At 37.3% G+C, this 4,519-nt stretch carries 7 protein-coding genes; 1 reads left to right on the forward strand and 6 read right to left on the reverse strand.

Annotated features, from left to right (window positions below; genetic code table 11):
- Positions 1–78 precede the first annotated feature (78 nt).
- Positions 79–2,091: a tetratricopeptide repeat protein gene (locus O9324_RS20010; protein ID WP_288141123.1), complete on the reverse strand. Its 2,013-nt coding sequence runs from the start codon at positions 2,089–2,091 to the stop codon at positions 79–81.
- 168 nt (positions 2,092–2,259) lie between these two features.
- Here O9324_RS20010 and O9324_RS20015 point away from each other — a divergent pair, with 168 nt between their 5' ends.
- Positions 2,260–2,487 (forward strand): hypothetical protein, encoded by a 228-nt coding sequence (locus tag O9324_RS20015; RefSeq protein WP_288141124.1) that lies wholly within the window; start codon positions 2,260–2,262, stop codon positions 2,485–2,487.
- 5 nt (positions 2,488–2,492) lie between these two features.
- Here O9324_RS20015 and O9324_RS20020 read toward each other — a convergent pair whose 3' ends face one another.
- The 5 genes from O9324_RS20020 to O9324_RS20040 all read right to left on the reverse strand — a co-directional run bounded on the left by O9324_RS20020 (position 2,493) and on the right by O9324_RS20040 (position 4,237).
- Positions 2,493–2,765: a type II toxin-antitoxin system RelE family toxin gene (locus tag O9324_RS20020; RefSeq protein WP_052277432.1), complete on the reverse strand. Its 273-nt coding sequence runs from the start codon at positions 2,763–2,765 to the stop codon at positions 2,493–2,495.
- Complete coding sequence (locus O9324_RS20025) at positions 2,752–2,964, reverse strand: RelB antitoxin-like protein (protein ID WP_002786278.1); 213 nt, start codon at positions 2,962–2,964, stop codon at positions 2,752–2,754. Before O9324_RS20025 ends, O9324_RS20020 begins: the two co-directional genes overlap by 14 nt.
- Positions 2,965–3,173: 209 nt before the next feature.
- Complete coding sequence (locus O9324_RS20030; protein WP_190358823.1) at positions 3,174–3,488, reverse strand: HigA family addiction module antitoxin; 315 nt, start codon at positions 3,486–3,488, stop codon at positions 3,174–3,176.
- 9 nt (positions 3,489–3,497) lie between these two features.
- On the reverse strand, positions 3,498–3,779 hold the full coding sequence (locus tag O9324_RS20035; protein ID WP_288141125.1) for a type II toxin-antitoxin system RelE/ParE family toxin: 282 nt from the start codon (positions 3,777–3,779) through the stop codon (positions 3,498–3,500).
- A 299-nt stretch (positions 3,780–4,078) separates the two neighbouring features.
- A complete protein-coding gene (locus tag O9324_RS20040) occupies positions 4,079–4,237 on the reverse strand; it encodes a hypothetical protein (protein ID WP_288141126.1) in 159 nt (52 codons plus the stop codon).
- Positions 4,238–4,519 lie beyond the last annotated feature (282 nt).

A 4,519-nucleotide genomic window follows, 5' to 3' on the forward strand; every position in this document is an offset into this window, starting at 1 on the left:
TGGTCTTGGCTGTCTATATTTTAACCAATAAATTGCTGTATTGCAAGCATAGTCAGCTTTTAAAGATAAATTATTGTTTTATTGGTCAGCAATAATTGTCTGTTTTTTCTTTAATTTTACATGACAAGTTCGGAAGAGCCAGATATCTCGATCCGTAAGCAATTGGACTAGATAGCGGGTTTTGCTGCGTTCAACGTATTCTAAGGCGCAATCTTTTTGATTGAGGTTGAGATAGGATTGAACTATGCCATGATAAACATCCATTGCATCGGAGAGAATTTCTTGTTGTCGTTGGGGGTTTGAGGCTTCGAGTCGAGTATTTTCTACTGCTTTGATCGCTAAATTGTAGCCTTTGATGGCGGTTTCCCAGTCTTTGATAAAGTTAGCAGTATGTCCTAAGTTTGCTCCTGTGGCTAAACAGTTTAGAGGAAAAGCAGTGGGGGTATATACTTCTAAAGACAGGTTGTAAGCTGTAATAGCTAACTCTAGATTATCTGCCCTTTCCCCAAGAATGCGATCTCGATAAGCATTCCCCAGATTATTTTGTGACTTTGCCCAATCTTCAGGAAAGGCATCACGAGTAGATACTTCTAAGGACTGGTTTAAAGCAGCGATAGCTAACTCTAGATTATCAGCCCTTTCCTCTCTGATGCGATCACTATAAGCGATTCCTAGATTATTTTGTGTCCTTGCCCGATCTTCAGGAAAAGCATCACGGGTATATACTTCCAAAGACAGTTTGTAAGCAACAATAGCCAACTCTAGATTATCTGCCCTTTCCCCAAGAATGCGATTTCGATAAGCTTCTCCTAGATTATTTTGTGTTTTTGCCCATTCATAAGGAAAAGCATCACGGGTATATACTTCTAAAGACAAATGATAAGCCGCTATCGCCGACTCTAGATTATTTATCTTTTCTCCTCTGATGCGATTACTATAAGCTATTCCCAGATTATTTTGTGTCCCTGCCCATTCATAAGGAAAGGCATCACGGGTATAAACTTCTAAAGACAGGTTATAAGCAACAATAGCTAACTCTAGATTATCTGCCCTTTCCTCTCTGATGCGATATAGATAAGCTAACCCAAGATTATTTTGTGTCCTTGCCCGATCTTCAGGAAAAGCATCACGGGTATATACTTCCAAAGACAGTTTGTAAGCAACAATAGCTAACTCCAGATTATCTGCCCTTTCCCCTCTGATGCGATAACTATAAGCTATCCCCAGATTATTTTGTGTCGTTGCCCATTCATAAGGAAAACTATCACGGGTATAAACTTCTAAAGATAGTTTATAAGCAACAATAGCTAACTCTAGATTATCTGCTCTTTCCCCTCTGATACGATTGCGATCACTATAAGCTAACCCAAGATTCTTTTGTGTCCTTGCCCATTGTTCAGGAAAGCTATTACGGGTTCTTAGTTCTAAATATAGGTTATAAGCTGTAATCGCTAACTCTAGGTTATCCGCCCTTTCCCCTCTGATGCGATATAAATAAGCATTCCCCAGATTATTTTGTGTCATTGCCCATTCATCAGGAAAGGCATCACGGGTATATACTTCTAAGACGGTCCGATAACCTGTAATAGCAATTTCCAGATTATTAGCCCGACTTTTCAAGGGAAACTGTGTAATATCAACACATAAATTTTGAATCACCCTGGCAATAACTGCCACATTTTCTGTCTTCTCTTGAGAAAACACATTTCTAGCGTATTGTTGCAACAGTTGGGCAAAAGTATCATCTAACAGATGTTGACGGCGTTGTAGGATAGGATAAACCATCGCAGGATCATTACTCTCATATTCTGCTCGTAATACTTCTGATAAAAACCCCTGATATTCCTCTATACTTCCCGCTCGATGGTTGAGAAACTGCCCCAACTGTTGCGCCATATTCCGTAACCAAGCAACAGGATTATTATATCCTTGTTCTTCTAAGCTTGTTGCATAGTTTTCCATCACCTGTAAAAATTGGGGATCAATCAATTCCTGATTTGCTTGCAGAATATTATTGAGTTCCTCATCATCAGCACAAGCGAGCAACTGTTCTATTAAATTAATATATGCTTGGGCGCGTTGTTCATTCATTGTCTGTACTGTGATTGATGTGATTATGTGATGGACTGTGATTTTTTTTCGATATACCAACCGTATAATATAATATAATAAACACTCATGATTGTCAAAGATAACCTAATCATAGTCCATCATTCAATCATTCTAATCATAGTTTAGACATTATTAAGGAGAAAGACTATGGACATCACCATTCATCTTAGCCAAGAACAAAGGGAAAAACTCGCCTACATCCAACAACATAGCGATCAGGATATCACTACCCTGCTCAATCAAGTTATTGAGCAACAATATACCAAACTACACCCGCGTAACTCAGATCCCCTTAAAGTGCTGAAAGAAAGCGGTTTTATTGGGTGTGGACAAGGTTCGCCCGATCTTTCTACTAATTATGACAAAAAATACTGAACTGCTTAAGGAAAGGTTTTGTAAATTTCTCGACGATGGGCAACTCTTTGACAGATAATCTTTTGATTTTTTTTGTCAAGGGTTAAGCCAACCCTATAATCTCCTATTCTAATTTTGTACTTATCTTTGTAGCCTTTCATTTTCTTTAAATACCCTAATTCATAAGGATTATCAACTTCTAATTCCTGAAAAACAATTAATCTAATACTAGATTGTATATCTTGAGGTAAAGAAGCTAATTCTTTTAAAAATCTTTTTGTATATTCAACTTTCCACATTGTTATTGTTGATTGATGCTAGGTATTTTAAGGCTTCTTCTTTGGAAAGAGTTGGATCATTTTCAACTTCTTCAATCAATTTTGCAAGTCCATAATCTTCAAGAATTTCTTCGATTTTTTCAAATTCAGCAATGGGAATCTGAACGGCAATCGTTTTTTGATTGTTGTCTAATACATAGTTTTTGCTGATTTCTAGCATTGATTCCTCCGTCAAGGTTATTTGTGTTTTCAGAAAACCATCATTGTCTTAACTATGATTTTTGTGATTATGTGATGGACTGTGATTTTTTCTAGAGAATCACCATATAATATAATTGGATACAATGAATATTCGTGATTGTCAAGGGCGATTGCTGCCAAATTTGTTTGATATATTCCAAGTTTCTGCCTTAGAACATATCAAACAAATTACTTTTCTGCACAAATAACTGTCATTACAGCAACTTCTTTGGCCAATTGATCTCCTATTTCATCTTCAACAACGTCCAGATCGTAATCCATTTGTAATCCCAGCCAAAATCGCGGTGACATATCAAAATAACGAGCTAACCGAAGAGCTATATCCGCCGTGATACACCGCTTTCCGTGAACGATTTCGTTAATACATTGTTCGGGAACTCCAAGAGCCAGAGCTATTTGATTCTGACTAAGGTTCATTGGCTTGATAAATTCCTCTAAAAGAACCTCACCGGGATGAATTGGCATTAGTTTATCTTCATTCATTATTTTACCTCAATGATAATAAACGATTTCTACGTCTAGAGCATCACCGTCTTGCCAGACAAAGCAAATTCGCCATTGATCGTTAACCCAAATGCTATATTGACCTTCCCTATCACCAACCAGACGTTCCAATCGATTTGCTGGTGGGACACGAAGATCTTGCAGGGTTTCCGCACGATTAAGCATCCGCAATTTTCGCAATGCCACTTGTTGGATATCTAATGGCAATTTACGCGAATGTTTACGTTCAAAAACTTTTTGAGCTTCTTTATCTTTAAAGTTTTGGATCACTCTCTAAACAATTTCTTATCCTAATTCTAAGTATATGACGTAAGGATGCTCCGATGGCAGAACTGGTTGGGGAACAGGCCAGACAGTGACTTCTGCGAATGCGTCTGGGGCCAAGATGACGCAACGACAAATGATCGCGGTAGCCTTCATGTTGGACATACTAACAACACCTTAGCCTGTTGTCAATGTCCCCAACAGTTAAAAACACCTCATATTCTTCTATATTTCTCGCTTGAGGGTTGAGATATTGCCCAAAGTTTTGTGTTAAATCAATCTGCATGGTTATTATTGTATCCTTATTATTTTAACCCTGTTGCATAGTTTTCCATCACCTGCAAAAATTGAGGGTCAATCAATTCCATATTAGCTTGCAGAATATTATTGAGTTCCTCATTATTAGTACAAGCGATCGCCTGTTCAATTAAATTAACATAAGCTTTGGCGCGTTGTTCATTCATTGTCTGTACTGTGATTGATGTGATTATGTGATGGACTGTGATTTTTTTTCGAGAGAATGACCATATGATATAATGATATAATATGATACAATAAATATTCGTGATTATCAAGGACAAAGGATAACCCAATCATAGTCCATTATTCAATCATTCTCAATCATAGTTTAGACATTGGATTGTCTAAAAACAACCCAATCATAGTCGCTCATTCAATCATTCTCATCATAGTTTAGACATTGGATTGTCTAAAAACAACCCAATCATAGTCGCTCATTCAATCAT

The sequence above is a fragment of the Microcystis sp. LE19-84.1B genome (assembly GCF_027531875.1).
GTDB lineage: Bacteria > Cyanobacteriota > Cyanobacteriia > Cyanobacteriales > Microcystaceae > Microcystis > Microcystis panniformis.

Bases quoted from the DNA above. Each gene is read 5' to 3' on its own strand.
- O9324_RS20010 (WP_288141123.1), bottom strand. From the start codon at position 2,091: ATGAATGAACAACGCGCCCAAGCATATATTAATTTAATAGAACAGTTG.
- O9324_RS20015 (WP_288141124.1), top strand. From the start codon at position 2,260: ATGGACATCACCATTCATCTTAGCCAAGAACAAAGGGAAAAACTCGCC.
- O9324_RS20020 (WP_052277432.1), bottom strand. From the start codon at position 2,765: ATGTGGAAAGTTGAATATACAAAAAGATTTTTAAAAGAATTAGCTTCT.
- O9324_RS20025 (WP_002786278.1), bottom strand. From the start codon at position 2,964: ATGCTAGAAATCAGCAAAAACTATGTATTAGACAACAATCAAAAAACG.
- O9324_RS20030 (WP_190358823.1), bottom strand. From the start codon at position 3,488: ATGAATGAAGATAAACTAATGCCAATTCATCCCGGTGAGGTTCTTTTA.
- O9324_RS20040 (WP_288141126.1), bottom strand. From the start codon at position 4,237: ATGAATGAACAACGCGCCAAAGCTTATGTTAATTTAATTGAACAGGCG.